This window comes from Methanomassiliicoccales archaeon (genome assembly GCA_029907465.1).
GTDB lineage: Archaea > Thermoplasmatota > Thermoplasmata > Methanomassiliicoccales > JACIVX01 > JACIVX01.
The window spans coordinates 90,570-111,949 of record JARYLV010000004.1 but is presented as its reverse complement, the minus strand read 5'-3'; the positions used below and the strand labels follow the sequence as shown (position 1 = coordinate 111,949).

Here is a 21,380-nt window from a genome sequence, read left to right as displayed (position 1 = left end):
GATCATAAACGGATGCGGATTTTTTTATGCCATCAATATTGAGATCAGTTCCTAGATTTGGTTGGCGGACTATCCTGTTATTTCCCATTCCTTTAGACATATGCAATGCTTCAGTTTCAATAAAACCCTTAGAAAGTTTAGACGAGTTTCTTTCGTTCACCCAAGTTTTCGGGTTAGTCTGTAAACGACCAGAGCATGAGCTGACGACCTAACGGTGTTTGTGCTCCTGCACCATGCGCTCTTTCGTCAGTGTCTCCTAACCTACAACTCATTCGATTCCTTTTCTTCCAATAACTTATATTCGATTGAGTCTAGAAGAGCCATAAGACTCGCCTCGATGATGTTCGTTGACACGCCGATCGTCGTCCATGTTTTATTTCCGTCAGTAGACTTAATAAGGACTCGAACCTTCGCCGCAGTCGCCAATTTTGTGTCAATGACCCTAACTTTGTAGTCGATAAGCCTCATTTCACGGATCTCTGGAAAGAATCTTGTAAGCGCCTTCCGCAGTGCGCGATCGAGAGCGTTCACCGGTCCGTTGCCTTCTGCTGCAGTATGTTCAACATCGCCTTTTGGATCAATGACCTTGACGATAGCTTCAGATCTCGTCGACCCCTCCGAAACATCTACCAAAACACGAAAACCACCAAGTCTGAAGCGTGGCTTAACTTCATTTCTCAACCTGCGAACAAGGAGCTCGAGGCTTGCCTCCGCCGCTTCGAACTGATAACCTTCGAGTTCCATCCTCTTCAATGTCTCAAGCAGCACCTTCGCTTCGGCTCTATCGCAAACGCCGAGATCGTGCGATCTAGCCATGAGCCCAGATACGCCAGTGAGCTCAGAGACTAACAGTCTCCTACGGTTTCCAACAACTGTAGGGTCAATGTGCTCATATGTTCTTGGATTCTTCAGTACTGCGTTTATATGCACTCCACCCTTGTGGGCGAATGCACTTGAACCAACATATGGAAGTTTCGAGTCCGGAATGAAATTCGCAACCTCTGCGACGAAAGATGATAGGGATGTCAATTCATTGATTTTTTTGATAGACAATCTCTTTTTCATTTTCAACGCAAGTGCGGGAATCAGGGAGCAAAGATTTGCATTTCCGCACCGTTCTCCAAATCCATTTACAGTTCCCTGAACGAGAACCGCCCCCCTTTCAACAGCGGCTATCGAATTTGCGACTGCTAGCTCCGAGTCGTTGTGCATATGAACGCCAAGTTTTACCTTGACCTTTTTTCGAACTTCACCAACGATTTCTGCGACTTCGCTAGAAAGACAACCACCGTTGGTGTCGCAAAGCACAATGTATTCAGCACCGGCTTCTTCAGCAGCTTCAAGGACTTCTTCCGCAAAAGTCCTGTTCTCCTTCCAGCCGTCGAAAAAGTGTTCAGCATCAAAAATCAACTTTTTCTCCTTGGATCTGAGATAGGAAAGCGTTTCGCCAACGATCTTGATGTAATCTGACGTATGAACAGATAAGACCTCTTCCACGTGCAAGTCCCAAGACTTCCCAACGACGCAGACCCAATCAGTATCGGCTTCGATGAGCGATCTAATCATTGGGTCATCTTCGACCCGGGAATCTTTTTTTCTCGTGAAACCGAATGCGACGAGTCTTGTGTGCTTCAATTCGATTTTTTTTGCCTTCTGGAAGAACTCAGCATCCTTAGGGTTTGATGCAGGAATTCCTCCTTCGACAAAATCGATGCCGAAAGCATCCAGACGCTCTAGGATATCAATTTTATCTTCGGTAGAAAAGGAGACGCCTTCAGCCTGCGCGCCATCTCTTAATGTGGTATCATATAATTCAACATCAACAGATAAATAAATCCCTTCTTCGTGGGTTGTTCATCTCCGAGTCGAACGTCATAAGGGAAACATAATTTTGAAAGTGATAGATAAAATATGTGATCAATGAGCTGAATTATTCGTATTTTCATAGTCAAGAAGATTCGCTAGTTTTTGATTCAACATCGAAATCTTTAAAATAACATGATAAATGCTATCGCTCAACATGGAACGAAGTGAAAGTACAGTAGTTTCTGCTGCTCACAAAGCAAGAGAAGCAGCTCTTCGTGTCCAAGGGATCCCAATCAGGATCAGAAACCAGGCGCTTCACGCTATTGCAAGAGCTCTTGAGGCATCAAAAGACAGAATCATTGCCGCCAATTTGTTAGATCTAAAAAGAGCAGAGGAATCGAATCTGCCTTCACCGATGATTAAACGTTTAAAATACGATGATCAGAAAATTGAGGAGTCGATTGCTTCATTGAACTCCTTGGTCAATCTTGAAGATCCAGTCGGAAAGACTTTAATGATGATTGAATTAGACAATGGATTGCTGCTTCAAAAGGTGACGTGTCCCATTGGGGTGATTTGCGTTATCTTTGAATCAAGACCTGACGCACTTGTTCAAATTTCATCTCTCTGCATTAAAACATCAAACGCGGTAATTCTGAAGGGGGGATCCGAGGCGACATACACAAATGAGGTTCTTGCGGAGACGATTAACAGCGCGCTTCTTTCCGTAGACGAGCGATTTGAGGGGTCAGTACAGCTCCTATCGACACGAGAAGAGATCAAAGAGCTCCTCAAGTTGGATGATCTCATAGACCTTGTGATACCGAGAGGATCGAATGAACTCGTCCGGTCGATTAAAGAATCAACGAGGATCCCAGTTCTCGGCCATGCTTCTGGCGTTTGTCATACCTACGTTGATGACGAAGCAGATTTAGAAATGGCCCTGAATGTTTGCTACGATGCCAAGGTGCAATATCCAGCGGTATGCAATGCGATGGAAACACTTCTTGTCCACGAAAAGATCGCGCCAATATTTCTGCCAAGAATGGCATTGCTTTTTGAAAAGGCGGGTGTGAGGCTAAAGGGCGATGAACGAACGAGAAAGATCATTGAGGCTGAGACAGCGACAGAAAAGGACTGGTCAATGGAGTATAATGATTTAGTTTTGAACATCAAGATTGTTTCATCACTTGAAGAAGCGATCGATCACATCAATAAATTTGGCTCACACCACACGGATGCGATTATCACGGCATCGAAGGAAAAGGCAGAGCGATTCATGGAACTCGTCGATTCTTCGAGTGTCATGTGGAACTGCTCAACAAGGTTCGCTGATGGGTATAGATACGGACTTGGAGCGGAAGTGGGTATCAGCACAAATAAGACGCACGCAAGAGGCCCAGTTGGTCTTGAGGGTCTTGTCATCTATAAATACCGACTTATCGGTAACGGACAGGTCGTCGCCGATTATATCGGCAAGAACGCCAAGAAATTTATTCACAGGAGACTAGTATGAGGAACCTGAACCCAAAACGCGTAGTCATCAAGATCGGAACGAATACGATTTGCCGGCAAGATGGGACAGTCGATCATGATTATATCGCGGAGATAGCAAGGCAGGTCGTGGAGCTTGAATCAAAAGGTATCCAATCGATTATCGTAACGTCAGGAGCAATCGGTTCAGGATCGACTGAGTTAAATCTCAATGGAAAAAACAAAGACATTGCAATGAAGCAAGCCTGCGCTGCAGTTGGCCAAGCGATATTGATGCTTGCATATAGAGCTGCCTTCGCAAAATATGCAAAGCCTGTTGGGCAGATTCTGGTGACCTATGGTGCCTTCTCTGATAGAAAAAGATATCTCAATCTGCGCAAGACAATTGAAGAACTCTTCAAACTCGGCGTGGTCCCAATCGTAAACGAAAACGACGTGATTGCAACTGATGAAATTGACGAAGTTTTCGGGGACAACGATAAATTATCGGCACTTGTAGCTGCAAATATGGATGCTGATCTTCTGATTCTCCTCACCGATGTGGACGGCCTCTATGATAGAAATCCGAACTTCGATCCCGACGCAAGACTTCTGACCGTCGTTGATGAAATAACAAGGGACATTGAAAGAATCGCTGGTGATAAGAAAAGCGAGCGATCAGTCGGGGGGATGCGGACAAAAATTGCTGCAGCGAGGATTGCGATGCAGTCAGGTTGCAATATGGTCATCGCGAATGGAAGGCTTCAGAATGTTGTCCTCCGCATCGTTGAAGGCGAAGAAATCGGGACTCTTTTTACCGCGACACCAAAGTACACAATTAAAGAAAGATGGATACTCTTTGCGTGTCCAAGGGGGAAGATTGTTATCGATGAAGGCGCTGAAAAAGCAGTTAAAGAGGGAAAAAGTTTGCTTCTGTGCGGCGTTAAGACCGTTGAAGGGAATTTTAAAAAGGGCGACGTCGTCAGAATTGGTAATTTTGCGAAGGGTATTGTGAACTTTTCTTCTGCTGAGATCACTTCAATGATGTCATCCCTAAATTGTGAAAAACCGCAAGAAAATCCGAGCAAAATCAGAAAAGCAGTTGTTGAAAGCGAGAATATCGTTCTTTTAGATTGAGCAGTGAGTTATTCTTAATCGTATGAAGAACGAAAGACTACCAGAACTGTGTTCGGCTTGTTGCTGATGGGACAGGATGCCTCGATTTTTATAATCTTACTAGGGTATCAATTCTCATCGAGATAGCTCTTCGATGGAATAGTAAAAAGCAGTTTTTTTAAGTACTGAAATAAATTTCTGATTCGTCCAGTGACATTGATTTTTCCCGATATCCCCCGTTTTCACATAAAATCCTCTAGGAGACCGCTCAAGAAAGATTATTACATATTCCGCTTATCCTTTGCCCGTTGCACAAGAATGTTACCTTTACCGAGGGATTCGCTCGTCCCGTTCTCCTTATGTTCGTGGCGACGATTCTAGGCGGCGGATGCGATTATTTCTATCAGATCATCATGGGCCGTCAACTTGGGCCCGCAGGATACTCGGAGCTGAATGCACTCTTGTCAATTTTTTACATCATCTCGGTACCCACTCAAACAATTGCTGCATTTATGGTTAGATTCGTTTCAAAATACAAAGCAGACAACAAGGAAAGCGTGATTGCCTGGCTCGTCCGGAAAACGCTCCTGATCTCGTTGATTGCGGGGATCTTGATGTCCATTGGGATACTTATTGCAATACCATCGATAACTCGGTTTATTTCTTTGTCGTCTAGCGTCCCATTATTCATGCTGATGTTGGGAACAATCATTGTGATGATGAGCCCCACGGGGTACGGAACGGTGCAAGGCCTCCAGCGATTCCACTTATCAGCATTATGTGGCATTTCAGGACCTCTCACAAAGCTAGGCTTTGGTATCATTCTGGTTATTGCTGGATTTGGAATAAATGGCGCGTTCGGTGGCGCCATTATCGGCACTTTTTTCACATTTTTGGTTGGAATGATCGCAATCAGAGATTATTTCACTAAACCCGCAAGTCTCACTGAGAAACCTGATCTCTCAAATGTGGAACGATATCTTTTCAAGGCGATTATTGCCGTTGTATGTTTTTCAATTCTTATCAACATTGATGTTTTTGTCGCGAGGCAGTATCTGGGTCCACATGACGCTGGACTGTACACTGTTGCGTCAATCCTTAGCAAGGTGATTTGGTTCATGCCAGGAGCTGTTTCAACCGTGATGTTTCCCCGAGTCTCTGAATACTACACAAAGAACAAGGATACAACGACTGTCATGAGAAAATCGATTTTCTACACCTTGCTAATGACAGGCATCGTTGCTGCGTTATACGTAATAGCACCGGCTCAAATCATCAATTTGCTTTATGGCGGCGCTTACATAGACGCTGCTCCAGCGTTGTCAATTCTTGGAATTGCAATGACTCTTTTTGGCCTTTCAAGTCTTTTCATGAATTACGGGCTTGCAATAGAGAATCCAGTATATGTTGCCATTTTCTCATTTTTTACTGCCTTGCAGATCATTCTAATTATAATGTTCCATTCAAGTATGATCGCTATCGCACTTGATTTACTGGTGACGAGTATTGGAATTTTTTCATTCAGTTGGATATATCTAGAGATCAAGTCAAAGGAAATGAAAATGAAAAAATGACTGAAAAGAAAAATGACAGACCGCTGTGTCTGAAAAATCACTCGGACATTTCGTTTTCAATGCGATACCTATTTATTTCAATATTTTGCAACATCGCCAGGCACTCGAAATAGAAATCTACTACCGTAATGGATATTCAAAACAACGGTTTCCATTAATGTTTTTATAAAAATTAAAAGATCATCTCGCCTTTGATAAATGCCCTTGTTCTCTCGTCAGCAGGATCGTTGAAGATTTTTGACGTTTCCCCCTCCTCAATAATTCTTCCGTCGATCATCAATGCCGCACGATTGCACAGTCTCTTTGCCTGGAAAGGATTGTGCGTGATGACGATTGCAGCTTTTCCGCCCTGTGAAATGAAATCTCTAACGGCATTTTCCAAGATTGCAATGTTTGTTGGGTCTAAGTTTGCCGTGAACTCGTCAAGTAGCAAGAGCGTGGGATCAACGATGACGGATCTAGCAAAACACATACGCTGCATCTCCCCTCCAGATAACGATCGTGCATTTCTGTCCCTGCTCTCCATGAGACCAAGTTTCTCAAGGTAATAACTCACCTTTTGCTCGATTGATTCAGGATTCAAGCCCCTGAGTTGCAATCCATATGCAATGTTATTGAAAACGCTCCGGTTCATGGCGACTGGTTTCTGAGAGACGAGTGCCATTTTCCTTCTTATTAAAAAGGCGAGAGGACTTAAACTCTTGATTTCTTCGCCTTCAAAAAAAATCCTCCCTCTTGTTGGGACCTCCAAGAGATTAATAAGCCTGAACAATGTCGATTTCCCAGAGCCACTTGGTCCCATGATCCCCAGTATATCGCCCTCCCTTACCTCTAGATTGACATCTGACACAACAGCCTTTCCCGAATACTCTTTGGTCAGTCCCTCGGTTCTCAAAATCGCCTTCAAAGCATCTCGCGCTCCTGGATCCATCTCATGAACAGGAAAACTCCACATGCCACGATGAGAAGCACAACGCCGAGCCCGACTGCATATTCAAAATGGCCCATTCTCGTCTCGAGCATGATAGCTGTTGTGAGGACCCTCGTCTTCCCCTCAATGTTCCCTCCCACCATATAAGCAGCACCGACTTCTGCTATTGCACGGCCAAATCCAATCATGACGGCCGTGACAACGCCGACCCATGCCTCTCTAATAATTGTAAGAGTTGCCTGGCGGTTACTTGCTCCGAGCGAAAGAATTGTATTCTTAATGCTCTTGTCCACCTCGGAAACAGCAGATATCGTCACACCGGTAACCAAAGGAACAACAAGTAATGTCTGTGCCAAAATCATTGCAGTGGGTGTAAAAAGAATGCCGAACGAGCCAAGAGGGCCACCTCTCGAAAAGAGATAGTAAATAAATAGGCCCGATATGACGGGCGGGAAACCATACATCGTATAAGTGATTGTCTTGAGTAGGCCCTTTCCTCCAAACTCCTTGAGGCCGATGAGTGCCCCGAGAGGTATGCCTATGAGCGAGCCGAGTATCGTAGCGCTTCCAGAGACATAAAGCGAAAGGAATGTGACTTGCAGAACGTCGTAAGAAATTATATCTGCCATGCAAATCCTCCGAGCGGCTTTCGGCGTATCATGAAATTAGGCGATATAGGTTTCCACCAGTTATTTCTTTCTGAGGTGGGATTTGAATCTCTGCGATGTGCGAAATCGATAATGTGATGGTGCCAGGACCCGCGTTTGGCACGAAGAGTTTGTGGCCGTATGCATCTGTGAAGTTTCCGATCATCTCCTGGATCTCAGGTGATGTGATCCAATTCACAAAGTCGATTGCAAGTTTGTAATTAATATTGGGCCACCGTGTGTGATTGACTGGAATTACGCTGTATTGATTGTAAAGAATTGGGTCTCCTTTAAACAAGATTTCGAGGTCTTGGATTATTCCTGTTTCTTTTCTCTTATAAAAGGTTGCCTCATCTGATATAGCATATCCTTGTTCTTGTTGGGCGATATCGAGCACAGCTCCCATACCTTGACCAGTGCTCAAATACCAAGTATTACTGAAAGTAGAAGTATTCAAACCTAACAAGGACCAAATTTTCTTCTCTTTAATATGAGTCCCCGAGCCATCACCTCTGGAAACAAAGATTGCATCACCGGCTGTACCATTTTGATATATTCTCAAGAATGCTTCTGTTGCGCTACTCGCCTGTGAAACGTTCACGGGATCTTCCGCCGGCCCAACGATAACGAATTGGTTATAGCACACAAGCCGTCGGAATTCCCCATAGCCATCTTTCACGAATTGATTTTCGGCATCTGGTGAGTGCACAAAGAGTACATCCACGTCCCCATTCTTGCCAAGCTCCATTGCTTGACCACTTCCGACAGCGATAACGTCAACCTTGCAGTCGTAACGCTTTTCGAAGTCAGGCAAAATGTGATCAAGGAGACCGGAGTCATAGGCGCTCGTTGTAGTCGCTATGCGGAGTGTGTGCTTTTGGTGTAACGCAAGCGGGGCTGCAGCTAGAATTAGCACGCCAATAATAATAACGACAATTACGATTGTGAGTCTATTACCTTTCATTTTACCCCCAACCGATATGCTCAATGAAGCTTAACGGCATTTTCCTATATATCCCTTACGGATGCATTTTCTTAATGACTAATGATATCTATTCACTAAACTTGTTGAGAACACAGACAAGAAGTAAGATTGATACTCTTTCGTGCTTGAAATCATGAATGGATTTGCAATGACTACCTAAATTTTTTTCTGAACATCTCAAGACTCTTGCTGATCGCTTCAATGGCAACTTCCCTTCGCTCCCATCCGAGAACCTTCGTTCCCTTTCCTTCTTCTAATCGTTTATATGTCTGAAAGAATTCCGCAATTTCATTCAAATAATGAAGAGGAAGATCTTCCAGTTGCTGATATTCTTTATATCTTGGATCTCCCAATGCAACTGTTAAGACCTTATCATCTTGGCCTTTTTCGTCGATCATCTTCAGCAATCCGATTGGTTTTGCTTCGACCACACATCCCGGAAATGTGGGCTCACTGATCATGACCATCGCGTCTAGGGGATCACCATCGTCGTAGTAGGTTCGCGGTATAATACCATACGCGACTGGGAATACCACACTGGAGTGGAGAACCCTATCGAGGAGGATGCAGTCGTACTCTTTTGAAATCTCGTACTTGTTCTTGCTCCCCTGGGGTGTCTCGACAATAACATTTACGATCCTAGGCGGATCTCTGCCAGACGGGACCATTTTCCAAAGAGACACCAGAAACACCTTCTGAATTGAACCTTCTGAATTGAATATCAATAAAAAAATGAGGTAAGAATATTTTATAATTGCTATGGAAAGAACTGAGAGATCATTTGATTCATATCTTGCTAGTAAAAAAAAGTCTGTCCAAAACTCCCGAGAAATGCTGATAACATGAATAGATGGTCTCCATGCGCGAAAGCACAGCTTTGCTAGTTTTCTTAATTCAGTTAGATAAGATTCATATACGGAAACACTTGATACGGCAAATATCTTTGATTCCAGGCGATCGAGAGGTGCTCTGTTGATCGACCTCATCTTGTTCCAACTATTTGTTCTCGTTCTCATGGCAAGGATATTTGCCCTGCTCTTTGAGTCTGTAAAAATCCCACCTCTCGTGGGCGAAATTCTTGCTGGGATCATCATTGGAAATACATTTCTCTATAGTTCCCTTCATCTTGAAACGGACATTGAAGTCCTTCGTGTTTTCTCAGAATTGGGCGTAATTTTCCTTCTGTTCACAATCGGTCTCGAGACACCTTTTAGCGAACTAAAGAAAGTGGGGCGGACATCGACCCTCGTCGCAATCCTGGGCGTCATATTTCCCTTCGCTTTTGGTTACCTCCTGATCATTTCGCTCGGGCACCCGCAGGTGGAGGCGCTTTTCATCGGTGCGGCAATGGTTGCGACGAGTGTCGGAATTACGGCGCGTGTCATCAAAGATATGGGGCTGACACACACAATCGAGTCCAGAGTGATAATCGGTGCTGCAGTTATAGATGACATTCTCGGAATGGTCGTCCTTGCGATTGTGAGTGGTATTGCAGTCGGCGGCACACTGAATATTATCGATACGCTCGTTGTAGCCGTCCTTGCGGTCCTCTTTGTTCTCGCTGTCATTTACGTGGGCACAGGCCTGTTGCCCAAAGCAAGAAATAGAGTAAAGATCAAAGAAAGAACTTCAAGAAGTTCACTGATCAGATTCGGCTCCAGTCCGCTTGCATTGGCCCTCATTCTTTGCTTCGGCTTATCCGCACTTGCATCATACATTGGTCTCGCAGCGATCATCGGTGCTTTCCTCGCCGGGATGGTATTCGCTGAATTCAGCGATACCATGCCAGTTGCCGAAAAATTCGAACCGATCAACGAGTTTCTCGTTCCCTTCTTCTTCCTCTACATCGGCATATCCGTTAAGATAGCGTCGTTCGCCGAAGTCGCGATTCTATCACTCGCCATAACCGCACTTGCGATCATAACAAAATTCGTTGGGTGCGGACTTGGAGCGTACAAATTGGGAAGGAGGTCCGCAACGGTTATCGGCGTTGGCATGTCGCCAAGGGGAGAAGTTGGATTAATAGTCGCCTCGGTGGGTTTGGGCATCGGTTCAATTTCCTCTGGTATGTTCTCTGTCGTCGTCGCCATGTCTCTTTTAACAACATTGATCGCACCCCCATTGCTGACTTACACTTTCCGGCGCACGGCGAGCGGCAAATCGATGAGAGTATCTAAATAAGGGAAGTTGAAAACATAAAAAGAAACACGTCTGATTAAACCCAAGTAGATGTGAACTTTTGGGACTATATAAGGCCTCTACAGGTATTCCATAGGTATCTTATTGATCGTATTGCCCATTTTGTATGATCTTATCGTATCGATTGTCGTTTGAATGATTCTTTGCAAAGTTTCCTTCGTGTAGAAAGCGGAATGAGGAGTTATGATAATATTAGGGGCGCTCAACAGAACATCGCGCTCAGGATGTGTTTCGTCTTCCAAAACATCAATTCCTGCACCCCATAAATGACCTGATTCAAGAGCGTCTTTGAGTGCAAGGCTATCAACGACCCCACCCCGTGATGCATTGATCAAAATGCTTCCTTTCTTCATCTTGGCAATAGTGTCTTTGTTGATCAAGTGATAAGTATTCGGTGTAAGAGGAATGTGCAACGTGACGAAATCGCTAATCGAAAGAAGTTCCTCAAGAGATAGATAGGGAAATCCATACTTAGCCTGCAATGACTTATTTTCGTAGACATCATAAGCGACGATTTTCATCCCAAATCCTGAAGCAATGCTCATCACCGCTGCTCCAATCTTACCCGTTCCTATGATACCTAGTGTTTTTCCTTTGAGCTCAAGTCCGAGGAACTGTTCGAAGTCAAACTTCTTTTTTTCTTTAACATAAATGTCTGCAAACGGAATCTTTCTTGCTGCAGCAAGCAGCAGCGCAAAGACATGTTCGGCGATGACATGAGAACCATAGTCGGGAATATGGCAAACAGCTATCCCTTTGCTCAACGCATGCTTCGCTGCAATGTGATCGAAACCAACACTCCTTGTGACGATGAGCCGAAGGTCTGGAAGCGCATCGATGACTTCTTCTGTTACTCTTGAATAAATAAAAACTGAAAGGATCTCAGCCCCTCTTGCAGCGTTAATAAGCTCATCGTCATTCAAAGGACGATCATAAATTATCACTTCATCATCTCGAAAGGTTTCTTTGATCTCTTCTGCATGACTTTTGAGCTCCGTGAATACCATTTTCATGCGTATCCCTACAGACAATAGTGAACCATGGTCATAATAAAAATAACTCGTTCAAGAATTTAAAATGTCAAAGCCCAAAAAATCCAAGACTTAATCGCTAGGATCACATTATCCGATAGGAAAGAATGTAACTATTTGATAAACAGAGAGCTGTGAAAATGAGTAAAAAGGGGGGGGTGTTTGAAATGAAAGTAAACGAATTATTCGATCTTTCAGGTAGGGTCTCTGTGGTAACAGGAGGTTCAATGGGTCTTGGGTTCCAAATGGCAACGGCTCTGGCGGAAGCAGGTTCATCCGTTGTTCTTTGTGCTCGCAATTATGATAGGTGCGCAGAGGCGGCAACCGTAGTCGCGAAGCATGGTGTCGAGACACTCGCCGTTAGCTGTGATGTTCGATTTCGAAAGGATGTGCGCAATCTCGTGAGAAAGACCCTTGAGAAATTTGAAAAAATTGATGTTCTAGTGAATAGCGCAGGTATTGCATGGGCAGACCCGCCTGAAAGAATGAAAATGTCCGACTGGCAAAAAGTGATCGATGTCAATCTTACAGGGACTTTCATATGTTGCCAAGAAGTAGGAAGGGTGATGATCAAAAGCAGAAAAGGGAGCATCATCAATGTCAGTTCAGTACTCAGTACTCTCGGCAATCGAATCATTGATTGTATTAATTACACGGCATCAAAAGGAGGAGTCGATGCACTCACAAGGGATCTTGCTGTCAAATGGGCTCCTTTCAATATCCGCGTTAACGCAATCGCCCCTGGCTTTTTCAAAACTCATTTGACCAAATCAGTTATTGAGCGAAGGGGTAACGACATCATCAACTTAACGCCCGCCGCACGGATAGGCGAAGACGACGATCTGAAAGGACCTGTTGTCTTTCTTGCATCTGATGCCTCGAAATTCATAACAGGACAAGTAATTGCCGTAGACGGCGGATATTCGATCATGTGATTCAAGTGCTATAATCAATATGGTAATTGATTGATGATGCGAATTAATTTAATTACAGTGCAATACCCCTATTTGGTGAGACGATGTGGAAAAATAATGCTAGATGTGCAGTGTGCTTGACTTTCGATTGTGACAGTGACATCTCCTGGAAGAACATAATGAGGCGGACTGGAGCGGTCAAGGAAGGGGAGCCCTTTAGTCCAGTGGTTCTCTCACAAGGTCAATACGAAGTCAACGTCGCGATTCCGAGGATCCTCAGATTTCTAGACAAGCACGAGCTCAAAGGATGTTTTTTTGTTCCAGGCATGCTAGCAGAAGAGCGACCCTCGCTTATCAAAGAAATCGACAGGAAAGGCCATGAGATTGGACATCATGGTTATTCGCATCTCAATCCATCCCGACTTACACCAGAGCAGGAAATGCAGGAACTTAAAATGGGGCTTAGAGCCTTGGAAGAATTACTTGGCAAGAAACCGAAAGGCTATCGCGCTCCAGCATTCGATCTTTCACCCCGAACTCTCGAATATCTTTGCGATCTTGGATTCATGTATGAAAGCAGCATGATGGCTTGGGACGTCCCATATATCCATTCCATTAAGGGAAAGAGACTCGTTGAGATTCCGTTCAACTGGCTCACGGTTGACTGGACCTACTTTGCATTTAACTTCTTCCCACCACTCGAATATCAGAGCGGGATATCAAGCCAAGAAGAAGTGCTGGAAATATGGACAGAGGAATTCGAAGGATTATACGATGAAAATGGTTTGTTTACCATCGTCATGCATCCCCAGGCGATTGGGCGGGCATCGAGAATGAGAATGCTCGACCGTCTGATCAATCACATCAAAAAGAAAAATGGAGTTTGGATTACAACACCATCTGAAATTGCAGAATATTGGCTTGAAACACATCCCTGACTTTTTTCTTTTCATTTCTATCCTTCTGATCAAAGAGTTAGAAAAGGTATTACGAAAGTTGTTAAGTGGAGAGTTTGGATTTTCGTCTTGAGGACTCTAACCGTATCGTAAATTTAAACTCGTTCTGCTAATCCGAAAGTTACTAATATCTTATTTCTCTTATATTCTGAAGAGGAAAGTTATCAGCCTAATGAGAAAATTTTGAAGGCTGAGAGGAAACTTTCCAGACGTAACAGGGGGAGAAAAACTTGCCGATGTTGAAAACCCGAGTAAAAGTGATGGCCGCTCCAAACCGATACATCATCGGTCCTGGAGCAGTAAAGGAACTAGGAAGACGCAAGATGTTGCTAGGAAAGAGGGCATTTGTTCTCGGTGGGACGCGCTCGATTGAGAGCGTGGAGAAAGAGATGAAAGAAGACTTCCAGGAGCACGGTCTTGAAATCGTGCACATGGAGAAGGGCGTCCGCTATTGCACAGCCAAGGAAATCAAGAGACTCGCGGAAATGGCAAAGGCAAAGGAAGCCGACTTCGTAGTGGGTGTCGGTGGCGGGTCGATCATGGACCTGGCCAAGGCGGTAGCCAGCGCAGAGTATGGAATTGGCAAACCAATTGCCCTGATTAACACGATCCCATCGACAGATGCTCCGTGCAGCGCTCTTTCAGTCCAGTACGACGAAAAGCACGTTGTCGAGAAAGTCCTCTTCTACTACAGAAGCCCGGACCTTGTCATCGTCCCGACCGACAAGTGTGTTCAGGCACCTGCGAAGTGGTTAGTTGCCGGTATGGGAGATGCGTTGGCGACGAGATTTGAGGCCGAAGCATGCGCCGAATCAAGATCCGGAAACGCCCTCATCGATGGTGGATTGCCGCCATTTACTGCGACAAGACTGGCCCAGTTGTGCTATGAGACCCTGATCAACTACGGGTATCATGCAAAGTTGGCCAATGAGAGGCAGGCGGTCACAGAGGCTTATGAAAATGTTGCACAAGCCAACACACTCCTGAGTGGTCTTGGATTCGAGAGCGGTGGGCTTGGTGCTGCTCATGCCATACATGACGGTCTCACGGCAGCTCCTGGCAGAATGAAGGCTCCGAAACCAGAACATGGTGACCTGGTTGCAATCGGTACGATTGCGCAGCTCATCATGGAGAACAGGCCAAAAGCACTTATTGAGGAAGTTATAAACTTCTGCCTAACAGTAGGCCTGCCGGTTACACTCGAGGAGATTGGTGCCACCTTTGATGACTTGCCACACTGCATGGAGTTGACCTGCAACCCGAACCACCCGTATGCTCACAACGAGCCGTTCCCGATGACTGTTGACCGATGTGTCGACGCTCTGAAGGCAGTCGACGCGCTTGGAAGGGCATACCGGGACAAGTTCATGCGAAGGTAAATAAAACCATTTTTTCTCTCTTTTTATATATTTTATTCTTGTTTTTTCGAAAAAAAAAGTTATAGTGGATTTTTTCAAATAACGACAAAGTACCTTTTTTAGTATACGATCAACAGGATGCGTACCCCTGTGAATTACAATCAAGACAGTCAAATTTTCGGGTCATTAAATATGTATGTTTTTGAAAAATTTTAAAAGAAAATTCATATTTCAAAAAGAACACGTCTGATAATACACGATTATTATGTCCAAGAATTTTCGAAAAAATAGATAAGTGATGCGCCGTTCACAAGGTTTTGAAAGTTACCCGCTTGAAATTGGGGGAAATAAGATATATATTCCCATCAATCCCGGCATCGTCCCTCGGAGGGTGAAATCATTGGACAAAGATATCATCGATCGATTGGTGAATATCGTCGGGAAAGACAACGCTTCGATCAATCCTGTGGACTTGGTGTGCTATTCTGTAGATTGTTATGCAATCAAACATGGCACAATGCCAGATATCGTCGTTCGTCCAGGTAGCATTTCCGAAGTCCAAGAGATCATGAAAATTGCCGATTCATATGCCATCCCAGTAGTTCCTCGCGCAGGAGGCTCATGCCTCACAGGCGGATGTGTACCTACGAGGGGTGGCATTGTTGTCGACTTGCAGAGAATGAATAGAATCCTCGAGGTGAAAGAAGACGATTTGTCGGTTACTGTTGAACCTGGTGTCGTCTTCGCCCAGCTCAATGCCTATCTGAAAAAATACAATCTCTTTTTCCCTCCAGACCCGGCGAGTGGCGAAATCTGCACGATCGGAGGAATGGTTGCAGCAAATGCTTCTGGTATGAGAGCTGTCAAATATGGAGTCACGGCCGATTATGTGACCGGGCTCAAGGTTGTGCTTCCGGATGGTAGACTGTTGAAAACTGGCGGTTCAGCAAGGAAGACTGCTTCTGGATACGACCTTATTCATCTTTTCAACAGGTCGGAGGGCACTCTGGGAATCATCGTCGAGATCACTTTGAAACTGAGGCCTCTTCCGAATTTCATCATGAGCGCTGTGGCTGAATTCGATGAACCCGAAGATGCTGGAAGAACCGTGGCCAGAACGATCGCGTCTGGCGTTATTCCCGCGGCTATCGAGATTCTTGATGCAATCGCCCTTCAAGTCATGCGCGAAGAAGCCCATCTTCCTCTGCCAGATGTTGGGGCTATGCTTTTCCTAGAGTTTCATGGCGAGGATAGATCTGAAGTGAAAAAGACTTTTAACCGGTTTAAGAAGATCGCAATGGAAGAAAAATGCAGGGAAATCAAAATCGCGACTGATCCGGACGAAATGGAGAAGTTGTGGGCAGCGAGAAAAAGATTATTTGCGACGCTGACTCGATTGAAACCATCCCCTATTGCAACGGACATCGTCGTCCCTCTTTCACAGATTCCAACAGCTATCAAGAAGATTCGCGAGATTTCGGAAAAATACGATATCAAAATCACAACCTATGGACATGCAGGCGATGGGAATGTCCACTCGCTCCTCCTTGCGGATTTGAGGGTCCCTGGAGAATCTGAGAGAGCGCATAAGGCTCATGATGAAATCAACAGAATGGCTATCTCGCTCGGTGGGACGATCACGGGCGAACACGGGATAGGACTCGAAAAGAAATCGCTAATCGTCGAGGAGCACGGAGAGGTGGGCTTGGACATTATGAGACGCATTAAGAAAGCCATTGATCCAAGGGGTATTATGAATCCTGACAAAATCTTCGAGGTGTGAGGAATGTCAGAGACATCATCGCTGGAGAAATACAGGGACGCGCTGGAATACTGTATTAGGTGCGGTTTTTGTAAAGCGAATTGCCCTTCTTTCGGACAGATTGGATGGGATTCTGCAACGGCAAGAGGAAGAATGACATTCATAAAAGCGGTTCTGAATGGGGATATCAAGATCGATGAGGAGATGGCAAAGCGTCTTTTCACCTGCACCACATGCGGTGACTGCGAACAGCGATGCCCTCCTAGCGTAAAGACAGTAGAAATTATCGAAGCTGCAAGGGAAGAATTCGCGAAGCGTGGCCTATCACCGGAAAAACATAAGAAGCTCGTCGAAAGGATGCGCGCAGAACACAATCCATACGGAGAGAAAAATGTTGTAAAGAACAAATTCAGACGTCTGCCTGAGAACGCGGATATCCTCTACTTCATGGGATGCACGGCGGCGTTTAGGAGTCCTGACACGGTTATCGCAACAATGGACATTCTTGATGCTGCTGGTGTTAAGTACAGGGTGCTTGGCGAGGATGAGTGGTGTTGTGGATCTGTTTTAAGGAGAACGGGTTTTATTGATGAGGCTGAGCGATTAAAGGAACATAACATACAGGCTTTCAAAGAAAATGGCATAAAAACAATCGTAACCTCATGTGCCGGTTGTTACAGAACGCTCAAGAAGGAATACCATATGGAGGGAATTGAGGTTCTGCATATTACAGAGTTCGTTGACCGATTGATCCAGGACGGTAGATTACAAGTGAAAAAGAGTCGGGAAAGAGTTACATATCACGACCCTTGCCATCTTGGAAAACACATGGGCGTCTACGATGCACCAAGAAGGGTGCTGAAAAAACTGGCAACCCTCGTCGAGATGGAACACTGTCGTGAGAACTCGATGTGCTGCGGAGCTGGTGGAGGCGTCAAAGCCGCTTACGGAGATACAGCAACAGGTATCGGCGCAAAACGTATGGCAGAGGCGAAAGCGAGTGGCGCACAGAAAGTGGTCACACCTTGTCCCTTTTGTAAAACGAACCTGAGCGATTCGTCGGATTGTATACCAGTTATAGACTTTGCGGAGTATGTTGCCTCGAAAATCAAAAAGAAAATTCGATGATCGACAATCCGCCTTAGGGACAACAAACCCTTTCAATTTTGGACTTTGCAAGTATAGATTTTTTCCATTTTTTGTGATGTAAGGCATTCCAGATCTCCACGATTATTCGATTCTCGATGAGATATTGCAATCTGTATTCGGAGATCAAAGTCGTGGCTGTGAGCAATTACGTGGAACTTCGAAACATTCATATGCGACTAATCGGATAAGGTAACACAGGGGGTAAAATATGGCCAAAGCATTTGTTTTAACAAAGGCGGGAGGCCCTGAAAACCTCAAGATGATGGACTTCCCGACTCCAAAGGCAAAGCCCGGAGACATCGTTGCTGACGTCAAATTGTGCGGTGTCTGCGGAACGGATACCCATATTATTTACGGGAGACTACCAGTACCAATGCCGCATATTCTGGGACACGAATGGTTCGGAACAGTGCGCGAACTTGGAAAGGGCGTCAAGGTAGATTACACAGGGAAACCGTTGGAGGAAGGCGACTATATTGCGACATGTCTCGCGAAATGCAATGAGTGCTGGTTCTGTCACAACCTGCCAGGAAGAGAAAGCCTATGCATGAATATGGATGTCGTTGGTATTAGCACCCATAAGGCAACAGATCCACCACACTTCTGGGGCGCTTTCGCTGAACATGTCTATATTCCATCGCACATCCCAGTGTTCAAGTTCCCACCAGGTCTGACTGAGAAAGAAATGGTGCTAGTTGAGCCGATGGCTGTAGCGACCAGATCCTTCAAGAGGGCGCAGTCTGGTGGAACAGATTGTGCATACGCAGGTGAGGGTGTAGACCCGTCACAGACCGTTGTTATCCAGGGTCTTGGTCCGATTGGTCAGTGCCACACAGTTGTCAACAATGTATATGGTATGACGAACATCATCGGTATCGACATTGTCCCGAGCAGGCTAGAACAGGCAAAGAAGATGGGTGCAACAGAAGTCATTAGCATGAAGGAGTACCCGACAACAGAGGATCGTGTCGAAAAGATCATGGAGTTGACAAATGGAATTGGCGCAGATGTCGTCATCGAGGCAACTGGTGTACCTGCTGCATTCTCAGAGGCATTCAAGCTCGTCCGCCGTGGCGGAACGATCGTCGAAATGGGTCACTTTACAAACACTGGGGAAACCACTGTCAACCCACATGTCGACTTCTGCAACAAAGAGGTCAACGTTTTCGGAAGCTGGGGATACTCTAAGTTCGAATACAGAACGGCCATTGCTGTCATGATGAAGGCAAAGAAGATGGGTATCCCATTCGGAGAAATCTGCGCCGAGATCGCGCCACTTGAGGATCTGCCAAACCAGATCATAAGGCAGGAGAAGAGACTATCTCCGGGTAAGATTGCAGTAAGGCCTTAGAAAAAAAATCTTTAGGCAGTGGAATTGGAAGTCCACTGCTTCTTTTCATCATTTTTTAACCTATTGATTCTGATTATATTAGTCTGAAGATGAAATAATGTTACTCTGAGAATGAAAAATTATAAGAAAAGGACTTCATGAATTACAGCTCGTAAGTGGTCAAAAAAGAGGGGACGAGGAATGATTTTTTGAAAAGAATTTGCAGATCTCCTACATCTTCAACGCTTTCTTGACTTCTTCGTATCTTGCTTTCTGCTCTGGAGTTAGGTTAGGATCACTCTCGATCTTTGACGAAATCTTACCCCATAGCCATTCTCTGTGCTGCTCAGGTACCCTGCTCCATTTTTTTTCGACAATATCCATCGGGAACTCAGCCTTCATAATAAATCCAAGGATCTTTCTTTCCGCTTCATCTTCCAAATGCATCGACATAAAAGCGCACATGGGGGCATGAATCAAAGAAACGGAATATAATAGTTTCGGGCGGACAAAGATTGTCCGCCCCCCATTTTAGGGAGAGCCAAAAGAAATGCTTTTATCCTCTGATTCTCTTCAAAACCTCATCTTCCTTGATGCCCGAAAGTACACGTGCGTATTCCGCTTTCGCCGCGAGATTTCCCTGCCTCAGTATCATGATCCTCTGCGCTTGCGGAGAGCCAGCACCATGCATTGATTCGATCAGAGCGGTTCCGGTCGATATGTTCTCTATTAACCGGATAAGCCGCGCTCTTTCTTCTGCCGATACTCCCTCTTTCGCTTTAAGGTACTTCTGAAGGTATTTGCTCACCCTTGGATTCTGGAAGTCCTTTTGAGACGGCAGCGTTGCGACAATCCCGCCTGCCAGATCCTGAGCGAGCCGTCCAATCTCGTAAATAAGCCGAGTCACGTTTTGCTTCGTAACATTTGCTAGCAATGGATCTACCAAATATGCCCCGGACTTCGTTTTGAACCCCTCACTGGAGCAGGCGATGGAACCGCAATAAAGTGTCTCTGTGAGATGGATCATTTCCGTGAGCTTGTCTCTAACATGAGAAGCATCCTGAATTCCGTGAGCGTCGGCGAGGGCAGCGCTCGCGCCTATTATCACATCGCTTACACCAGCCTTACACCCACCGTAATTCTGTCTGTGGTAGGAAGCAAATCTTTCCACCAACATTCCGGAAAACTCAAACTCTCCGGCCATGAAAACCCTCTCATTCGGAATGAAAACGTCATCGAAAATGACAAGCGCTTCCCCACCGACAATGCCATATCCTAAATTCCCTCGATCGAGGGTTCTTTCGAATTTCCTCGTATCATTGGTCTGCCGTCCCAAGATATGAATAACCCCTTTTTCATCAGAAGGGACTGCAAAAGAAACCGCATAATCAGCATCATCTGCTGTCATATTGAGTGTTGGCATGATCAGCATCATGTGTGAATTGACCGACCCAGTTTGATGCGCCTTCGCTCCTCTAACGACGATGCCATCCTCTCTTTTCTCAACGATGTGGACGAACATGTCCGGATCGGCTTGCTGAGATGGTCGAAGACCCCGATTTCCCTTTACATCCGTCATTGCGCCCCCAATCATGAGGTCTTCTTCCTGGACTTTCAAGACAAAACGTTTTATCCTCTCAAAATAATCGGTTCCAAGCTTTTGATCCATTTCGTATGTCGTCGTGTACAAAGCGTTCATCGCGTCCAGGCCAACGCATCTTTGGAAACATGAGCCAGTTTTCCTCCCAAGAAGCCGCAACATTTTGACTTTCTTCACGAGATCATCAGTGCTTTGATGAATATGCGTGAAACGATTGATCGTCTTCCCCGTCAAATGGGACTTCGCAGTCATCAGGTCTGAATACTGGGGATCATGCGCAAGCTCGTAAGTCATTGCAACAGCATTGGCATGTTCCCATGTGAATGGATGATCAGCGACGTTCTCTATTCTTTCTCCGAAAACATAGGCTTCTGTCTTCATCCTTCGCAGGCTATCCAGATATTGTTTTCCGTTCATCATAATGACCATCTCGACAACATGATATTGAGTAAACGAGTCTTTCCTATAATGAATATTTCCCAATAATCGATCTAATTCGATAGACGATGAACGCTTCTTGAGCAAACAATCATGTTATTCGTATAGACC

At 45.2% G+C, this 21,380-nt stretch carries 18 protein-coding genes; 10 read left to right on the top strand and 8 right to left on the bottom strand.

The features are described 5' to 3' along the window. Positions 1-261 precede the first annotated feature (261 nt). A complete protein-coding gene (gene cimA, locus QHH00_02905; GenBank protein MDH7508334.1) occupies positions 262-1,836 on the bottom strand; it encodes a citramalate synthase in 1,575 nt (524 codons plus the stop codon). Between the two features lie 184 nt (positions 1,837-2,020). Between cimA and QHH00_02900 the strand changes: the two genes are divergently transcribed. The 3 genes from QHH00_02900 (at position 2,021) to QHH00_02890 (ending at position 5,969) form a co-directional block, all read left to right on the top strand. Continuing rightward, on the top strand, positions 2,021-3,322 hold the full coding sequence (locus QHH00_02900) for a glutamate-5-semialdehyde dehydrogenase (GenBank protein ID MDH7508333.1): 1,302 nt from the start codon (positions 2,021-2,023) through the stop codon (positions 3,320-3,322). Next, positions 3,319-4,416 carry a glutamate 5-kinase gene (proB, locus tag QHH00_02895; protein MDH7508332.1) on the top strand — a complete coding sequence of 366 codons (1,098 nt, stop codon included), beginning with the start codon at positions 3,319-3,321 and terminating at the stop codon, positions 4,414-4,416. Before QHH00_02900 ends, proB begins: the two co-directional genes overlap by 4 nt. A gap of 287 nt (positions 4,417-4,703) precedes the next feature. Next, complete coding sequence (locus QHH00_02890; protein ID MDH7508331.1) at positions 4,704-5,969, top strand: hypothetical protein; 1,266 nt, start codon at positions 4,704-4,706, stop codon at positions 5,967-5,969. A gap of 172 nt (positions 5,970-6,141) precedes the next feature. On the opposite strand, the gene QHH00_02885 is transcribed toward QHH00_02890, so the two are convergent. The 4 genes from QHH00_02885 to QHH00_02870 all read right to left on the bottom strand — a co-directional run bounded on the left by QHH00_02885 (position 6,142) and on the right by QHH00_02870 (position 9,215). Further along, a complete protein-coding gene (locus QHH00_02885; GenBank protein ID MDH7508330.1) occupies positions 6,142-6,900 on the bottom strand; it encodes an ATP-binding cassette domain-containing protein in 759 nt (252 codons plus the stop codon). Beyond that, positions 6,873-7,529: an ABC transporter permease gene (locus QHH00_02880; GenBank protein MDH7508329.1), complete on the bottom strand. Its 657-nt coding sequence runs from the start codon at positions 7,527-7,529 to the stop codon at positions 6,873-6,875. The genes QHH00_02885 and QHH00_02880 overlap by 28 nt, the downstream gene beginning before the upstream one ends. Positions 7,530-7,557: 28 nt before the next feature. Next, on the bottom strand, positions 7,558-8,511 hold the full coding sequence (locus tag QHH00_02875) for a substrate-binding domain-containing protein (protein ID MDH7508328.1): 954 nt from the start codon (positions 8,509-8,511) through the stop codon (positions 7,558-7,560). A gap of 173 nt (positions 8,512-8,684) precedes the next feature. After that, positions 8,685-9,215 (bottom strand): inorganic diphosphatase, encoded by a 531-nt coding sequence (locus tag QHH00_02870; GenBank protein MDH7508327.1) that lies wholly within the window; start codon positions 9,213-9,215, stop codon positions 8,685-8,687. Between the two features lie 289 nt (positions 9,216-9,504). Between QHH00_02870 and QHH00_02865 the strand changes: the two genes are divergently transcribed. Beyond that, positions 9,505-10,713 carry a cation:proton antiporter gene (locus QHH00_02865; GenBank protein ID MDH7508326.1) on the top strand — a complete coding sequence of 403 codons (1,209 nt, stop codon included), beginning with the start codon at positions 9,505-9,507 and terminating at the stop codon, positions 10,711-10,713. Positions 10,714-10,790: 77 nt separating this feature from the next. On the opposite strand, the gene QHH00_02860 is transcribed toward QHH00_02865, so the two are convergent. After that, on the bottom strand, positions 10,791-11,744 hold the full coding sequence (locus tag QHH00_02860) for an NAD(P)-dependent oxidoreductase (GenBank protein ID MDH7508325.1): 954 nt from the start codon (positions 11,742-11,744) through the stop codon (positions 10,791-10,793). 185 nt (positions 11,745-11,929) lie between these two features. Here QHH00_02860 and QHH00_02855 point away from each other — a divergent pair, with 185 nt between their 5' ends. From QHH00_02855 to QHH00_02830, 6 genes are all read left to right on the top strand, one after another. Further along, a complete protein-coding gene (locus tag QHH00_02855; GenBank protein ID MDH7508324.1) occupies positions 11,930-12,697 on the top strand; it encodes an SDR family oxidoreductase in 768 nt (255 codons plus the stop codon). Between the two features lie 83 nt (positions 12,698-12,780). Then, a complete protein-coding gene (locus QHH00_02850) occupies positions 12,781-13,614 on the top strand; it encodes a polysaccharide deacetylase (GenBank protein MDH7508323.1) in 834 nt (277 codons plus the stop codon). A gap of 254 nt (positions 13,615-13,868) precedes the next feature. Continuing rightward, a complete protein-coding gene (locus tag QHH00_02845; protein MDH7508322.1) occupies positions 13,869-15,011 on the top strand; it encodes a glycerol dehydrogenase in 1,143 nt (380 codons plus the stop codon). 379 nt (positions 15,012-15,390) lie between these two features. Continuing rightward, entirely contained in the window at positions 15,391-16,773 is a 1,383-nt protein-coding gene (locus QHH00_02840; protein ID MDH7508321.1) for an FAD-linked oxidase C-terminal domain-containing protein, read from the top strand. Positions 16,774-16,776: 3 nt separating this feature from the next. Then, the gene (locus tag QHH00_02835; protein MDH7508320.1) at positions 16,777-17,880 is read left to right on the top strand and encodes a (Fe-S)-binding protein; all 1,104 of its coding nucleotides are present in this window, start codon (positions 16,777-16,779) and stop codon (positions 17,878-17,880) included. Between the two features lie 229 nt (positions 17,881-18,109). Further along, positions 18,110-19,252 (top strand): zinc-binding dehydrogenase, encoded by a 1,143-nt coding sequence (locus QHH00_02830; GenBank protein ID MDH7508319.1) that lies wholly within the window; start codon positions 18,110-18,112, stop codon positions 19,250-19,252. 210 nt (positions 19,253-19,462) lie between these two features. Here QHH00_02830 and QHH00_02825 read toward each other — a convergent pair whose 3' ends face one another. Together QHH00_02825 and QHH00_02820 are read right to left on the bottom strand one after the other, a co-directional pair. Then, on the bottom strand, positions 19,463-19,696 hold the full coding sequence (locus QHH00_02825; GenBank protein ID MDH7508318.1) for a hypothetical protein: 234 nt from the start codon (positions 19,694-19,696) through the stop codon (positions 19,463-19,465). Positions 19,697-19,787: 91 nt separating this feature from the next. Beyond that, positions 19,788-21,251: a 4-hydroxyphenylacetate 3-hydroxylase family protein gene (locus QHH00_02820; protein MDH7508317.1), complete on the bottom strand. Its 1,464-nt coding sequence runs from the start codon at positions 21,249-21,251 to the stop codon at positions 19,788-19,790. Between the last annotated feature and the right edge of the window lie 129 nt (positions 21,252-21,380).

Coding starts and splice junctions, on each gene's coding strand:
- QHH00_02900 (MDH7508333.1), top strand. CDS start 2,021: ATGGAACGAAGTGAAAGTACAGTAGTTTCTGCTGCTCACAAAGCAAGA.
- proB (MDH7508332.1), top strand. CDS start 3,319: ATGAGGAACCTGAACCCAAAACGCGTAGTCATCAAGATCGGAACGAAT.
- QHH00_02885 (MDH7508330.1), bottom strand. CDS start 6,900: ATGGATCCAGGAGCGCGAGATGCTTTGAAGGCGATTTTGAGAACCGAG.
- QHH00_02880 (MDH7508329.1), bottom strand. CDS start 7,529: ATGGCAGATATAATTTCTTACGACGTTCTGCAAGTCACATTCCTTTCG.
- QHH00_02875 (MDH7508328.1), bottom strand. CDS start 8,511: ATGAAAGGTAATAGACTCACAATCGTAATTGTCGTTATTATTATTGGC.
- QHH00_02860 (MDH7508325.1), bottom strand. CDS start 11,744: ATGAAAATGGTATTCACGGAGCTCAAAAGTCATGCAGAAGAGATCAAA.
- QHH00_02855 (MDH7508324.1), top strand. CDS start 11,930: ATGAAAGTAAACGAATTATTCGATCTTTCAGGTAGGGTCTCTGTGGTA.
- QHH00_02850 (MDH7508323.1), top strand. CDS start 12,781: ATGTGGAAAAATAATGCTAGATGTGCAGTGTGCTTGACTTTCGATTGT.
- QHH00_02845 (MDH7508322.1), top strand. CDS start 13,869: ATGTTGAAAACCCGAGTAAAAGTGATGGCCGCTCCAAACCGATACATC.
- QHH00_02835 (MDH7508320.1), top strand. CDS start 16,777: ATGTCAGAGACATCATCGCTGGAGAAATACAGGGACGCGCTGGAATAC.
- QHH00_02830 (MDH7508319.1), top strand. CDS start 18,110: ATGGCCAAAGCATTTGTTTTAACAAAGGCGGGAGGCCCTGAAAACCTC.
- QHH00_02825 (MDH7508318.1), bottom strand. CDS start 19,696: ATGTGCGCTTTTATGTCGATGCATTTGGAAGATGAAGCGGAAAGAAAG.
- QHH00_02820 (MDH7508317.1), bottom strand. CDS start 21,251: ATGATGAACGGAAAACAATATCTGGATAGCCTGCGAAGGATGAAGACA.